We start from the raw sequence: 4,629 nt of genomic DNA on the forward strand, positions 1-4,629 counted from the left end.
GCCTTCTGCGCCTGGTCGCAGACGATGGTCGTGGAGTACCTGGAGCGGTTCCCCCCCGCCGGGTTCAGCCGCGCAGCAGGTGCGCCGTCCGGTACGCCAGCAGTTCGCGCAGCACGATCGACGTGGACGTGCGCCGGATCCCCCGGCAGCGGGTGATCCGCTGGGTGACGTCGTAGACGTGGTCGGCGTCGCGCGCCGCGATCTGGATGAGCAGGTCGGAGTCGCCGGAGATCCCCACGCACTCGATCACCTCGGGGATGCGGCTGACGTCCGCAACCAGGTCGTCGAACTCGTCCTGCTCCACGTCCGCGGTCACCAGCGCGCGCATCGGCAGCCCCAGCGCCTCGGCGGTCACCCGCGTGGAGTTCGGCCGCAGCGCGTCCCCGGCCGCGAGCCGCTGCAACCTGGCCTGCACGGTGCCGCGCGCCAGCCCGAGGTCCATCGCCAGCTGCGCCACCGTCGCGCGCGGGTCGTCGTCCAGGGCGGCCAGCACCCGGCGGTCGGTGGCGTCCAGAGTGGTCACGGCGCCCACCCTACGTCCGCTCCGCGCCACGGAACTGATCGTTTCGACCAGCCGACCGATCGGCTGTTGCGCACATCGTCCGCCGGGCGCTGTCATCGGGGGCATGACCGCGAACGCCGCCACCGCACCACCGGCCGCGACGACGGTGACGGTGGGCGCCTACCTCGCCCGCCGCCTCGCGCAGCTCGGCGTGCAGCACCTGTTCGGCCTGCCCGGCGACTTCAACCTCGCCCTGCTCGACGAGGTGCTCGCCGCCGGTGAGCAGCGCTGGGTCGGCTCGACCAACGAGCTGAACGCCGGGTACTGCGCCGACGGGTACGCCCGCCTGCGCCGCGGGCCCGCTGCGTTCGTCACCACGTTCGGCGTGGGGGAGCTGTCCGCCGTCAACGCCCTCGCCGGCAGCTTCGCCGAGGACGTGCCCGTCGTGCACGTCGTCGGGATGCCCGCCACCCGCGCCATGGCCGACGGCGCGCTGCTGCACCACTCCCTCGCCGACGGCGACTTCGGGCACTTCGCCCGCGTCGCCGCCGAGGTGACCGCCTCGGCGGTGGTGCTGCGCCCGCACGGGGCCGCCACCGCGATCGACCAGGCGCTGCTGACGGCCGTGAGCACCTCCAAACCCGTCTACCTGGGCGTGCCCGCCGACGTCGCCGTCGCCCGCGTCTCCGCCGCCCCCCTGGCCCGACCGCTGCGGGTGCTGCGCAGCGACGCGCAGGCCTGCGGGGAGTTCGCGCAGGCGCTCGCGGAGTTCCTCGACGGTGCGCCCGAGGTCACCGTCCTCGCCGGCCCGCGCCTGCACCGGCGCCACCTGGAGGAGCGGATGCGCCGGATCGCCGCGCAGAACGGGGTGCGGGTGGCGACGCAGTCGGCGTCCAAGGCGCTGCTGGACGAGTCGCACCCGGCGAACCTCGGCGTGTACGCGGGGGAGTTCTCCCACTCGCAGGAGACCCGCACCCGCGTCGACAGCGCCTCCCCGCTGGTGCTCGCCGGCGCCGTGATGACGGACTTCCTCACCGGGTCCTTCACCCACGGGTTCGACCCCGACGCCGCCGTGGACCTGCAGCTGGACCACGCCCGCATCGCCGGCGACGTCTTCCACGGCGTGCACCTGGACTCCTCGCTGCGGCTGCTGCTGGAGGCCCTCGAGGCGCGCCGGCCGCGCCCGGAACCCCTGCCGCGCCGGGCCGTGGCGCCCGCCGCCGCGCACGAGCCCGCGGAACCCGGCGGGCCGCTGACCCACGCGGACCTGTGGCCGCTGCTGCAGGACTGGCTGGCGCCGGGCACGCTGCTGGTGGCCGAGGCGGGCACGTCGTTCTACGGCGCGGTGGAGCTGACGCTGCCCGACGGCTGCGACCTGCTGGGGCAGCCGGTGTGGTCCTCCATCGGGTACACGCTGCCCGCCGCGCTGGGCGCGGTGCTCGCCGCGCCGGAGCGCGAGACCGTCCTCGTCATCGGCGACGGCTCCGCGCAGCTGACCGTGCAGGAGCTGGGCCGGTTGCTGGGGGAGGCCCGCGCGCTGACGGTGCTGCTGCTGAACAACGGCGGCTACACGGTCGAGCGGGCCATCCGCAGCCCCGAGGCGCCGTACCAGGACATCACCGCCTGGGACTGGACCGCCCTGCCCGCCGCGCTCGGCGCACCGGGCACCTCCACCCACCGGGCCGGCACGCCCGCCGAGCTGGTGGAGGTGCTGGGGAAGGTGCGCGCCGACACCGGCCGGCCCGCCCTCGTCGAGGTGGTGCTGCCCCGCGACGACGCCCCCGAGTCCCTGGTGCGCCTGGCCCGCAGCATCCGCTGACCCCGCCCGTCCCCCCGCTCCCCTCGGTGGTCGAGGAAGTGACGACTTCCTNCCACCGCAGGGGGTGGGTGGGAGGGTCGCAGCCGTGGTGGACGAGGGGACCCGCAGGCTGGTGGCGGGGGACGCGGCGGCGGCCCGGGAGGCCGCGCAGGTGCTGGCCGAGGCGTTCGACGGGTACGCGTGGACGACGTGGACCGTCGCCGCCGACCGCCACCGCGAACGGCTCACCGCCTCGTTCCACCTCACCCTCGCCGAGGTCGGCCTCCCGCACGGCGAGGTGTGGAGCGCGCCGGACCCGGCCGGGCGCGCCGCGGCCGTCGCCGTCTGGCTGCGCTCCGACCGCCCCGTGCCCGCCGGGGTGTGGGCGGACCTCGCGGTGCGTCAGGAGGAGCTGGCGGGGGACCGGTGGACGGCGTCGCTGGCGGCCGAGGAGGCGTGCGCGCCCCTGCGCACCGCCGGACCCGCGTTCCTGCTCGCCACCGTGGGTGTCCTGCCCGCGGCGCGCGGCCGCGGCCTGGGCCGTGCCGTGCTGGCGCCGGGCCTCGCCGCGGCCGACCGTGCCGGGCTGCCGGCGGTGCTGGAGACGTCCGCGCCCGGCAACCTGCCGTTCTACGCGGGCCTGGGTTTCCGCGTCACCGGTGAGGTGGACGTCCCCGGTGGCGGCCCGCACGTGTGGGCGATGCGCCGCGCCCCGCGGTGATCGAGGACGTGGCGACTTCCTCGACCACCGCGGGGGAGGCGGGGGCGGGGAGAGGAGGGTCAGGGGGTGGTGAGGGCGGCGGCGTAGGCGGTGCGCAGCCGCTGCAGGCGGGCGTTGGACGTCACGCCCCAGTCCAGCCAGTCCGCCGCGCCGCCGTCCAGAGCCCGCCCCAGCGCCTCCAAGTGCAGGTGCCACGCGGCCAGCGACATCGGCACCCAGGCGTCCTCGCCCTCCAGGTCGTTCGTCAGGCGCAGCCGGGTGCGCGCCCGCAGCGCCCCCACGTCGACGGGCTCCAGCTCCCAGCGCAGCAGGCCGTGCTCGGAGTTCGTGTGCTCCAGCAGCCGGGGCGCGTCCAGCGTCGTCACCTCGCCGGGCCACCACTGCAGCTCCCCCGGGTCGCCGTTGAGCCACATCAGGGAGAACTCCCCGCCCGGGCGCAGGTCCGCCCGCAGCGCCGCCCACCAGCGGCGCGTCACCTCCGGCACCGTCAGGGCCGTCCACACCGCCGCCACCGGGTGCGGGTACTCGCGCGTCAGGGTCAGCGTCGCGCGCTCGCCGCCGCGCAGGACGGCGCCACCGAGCAGTTCCGGGTCCTCGCTCACCGCCCCATCCTCCCCGACGTGGTCGGCGCTCCGTCCCGCGGGACCCGTCGCCCCGGGCGCTCAACTGGTGACCCGGGCCAACCGATACCAGTGCTGTGTTCACCCGTCTCCGCGACCTGAACGTCGCCGCCAAGCTGTTCGCCGGTTTCGGTGCCGTCTGCCTGCTGCTGGCCGTCGTGGTCGCCGTGGGCATCAACCGCCTGCAGAGCTCACAGGGCAACCTGGAGATGCTCTCCTCCGTCGGCATCGCATCCGTCCAGAACATCGGGGAGGTCGAGACGGTCTTCGTGGAGACCCGGCTGGACGCCACGAGCGCAGCCCTGACCCGGAACGCCGAGGAGACCGCGAAGGAGCTCGCCGCGATGGCGGGCCACGACGCGGCCCTCGACGACGCCCTGGCCGCTTACAACGACAACGCGCCGTACGCGAGCGCGGATGACCGCGCGCGGTTCGCCGACCTCCTGCAGCAGTACCGAGCCTCTCGTGAAGACCTGGTCGCCGCGGCGGAGGCCGGCGACATCGACGCCTACATCTCCACCCGCGACGAGGCGGTCGCCCCGATCGCCGTCGAGATGACCGAGCTCCTCGACGACCTCTCGTCGACCGAGGTGGAGGGTGCCGCCAAGCTGGCGCAGAGGGGGGATCGTGACTTCCGCACCGCGGTGGTGGCACTGCTCCTCATCGGGGCCGCGGCCGCCGCGGTCGCCGTGGTGGTGGCCGTCGCGGTCTCGCGCTCGATCGTCCGCCCGGTGACGCGCACCCTCGAAGTGGTGCAGGGCCTCTCCCAGGCACGCCTGGACCAGCGCGTCGGTCACGTGGGCGATGACGAGATCGGGCGCCTGGTGGCGGCGGTGGACCTGACCATGGACAAGCTCACGACGATGGTCCGCGCCATCATCGACTCGTCGCGGACGCTGGCCGGCTCCAGCGAGGAGCTGAGCGCCGTGGCGACCCAGCTGTCCAGCGGTGCCACGCAGTCCGGTTCGCAGTCGCAGGTCGTCTCCGC

5 protein-coding genes are annotated in these 4,629 nt (G+C 75.2%); 3 read left to right on the forward strand and 2 right to left on the reverse strand.

The window, feature by feature from the left end:
* Nucleotides 1-64: 64 nt before the first annotated feature.
* Complete coding sequence (locus MN205_RS08605; RefSeq protein WP_242126276.1) at nt 65-523, reverse strand: Lrp/AsnC family transcriptional regulator; 459 nt, start codon at nt 521-523, stop codon at nt 65-67.
* Between the two features lie 103 nt (nt 524-626).
* Between MN205_RS08605 and MN205_RS08610 the strand changes: the two genes are divergently transcribed.
* Both MN205_RS08610 and MN205_RS21760 read left to right on the forward strand, forming a co-directional pair.
* Nucleotides 627-2,321 carry an alpha-keto acid decarboxylase family protein gene (locus MN205_RS08610; RefSeq protein ID WP_242126278.1) on the forward strand — a complete coding sequence of 565 codons (1,695 nt, stop codon included), beginning with the start codon at nt 627-629 and terminating at the stop codon, nt 2,319-2,321.
* Between the two features lie 109 nt (nt 2,322-2,430).
* The gene (locus MN205_RS21760) at nt 2,431-3,021 is read left to right on the forward strand and encodes a GNAT family N-acetyltransferase (RefSeq protein ID WP_374115892.1); all 591 of its coding nucleotides are present in this window, start codon (nt 2,431-2,433) and stop codon (nt 3,019-3,021) included.
* A gap of 59 nt (nt 3,022-3,080) precedes the next feature.
* On the opposite strand, the gene MN205_RS08620 is transcribed toward MN205_RS21760, so the two are convergent.
* On the reverse strand, nt 3,081-3,623 hold the full coding sequence (locus MN205_RS08620; protein ID WP_242126283.1) for an SRPBCC family protein: 543 nt from the start codon (nt 3,621-3,623) through the stop codon (nt 3,081-3,083).
* Between the two features lie 95 nt (nt 3,624-3,718).
* Between MN205_RS08620 and MN205_RS08625 the strand changes: the two genes are divergently transcribed.
* Nucleotides 3,719-4,629: methyl-accepting chemotaxis protein (locus tag MN205_RS08625; RefSeq protein ID WP_242126285.1), on the forward strand; the 911-nt coding region annotated here is incomplete at its 3' end.

The organism is Kineococcus sp. TRM81007 (genome assembly GCF_022669155.1).
Classification (GTDB): Bacteria; Actinomycetota; Actinomycetes; order Actinomycetales; family Kineococcaceae; genus Kineococcus.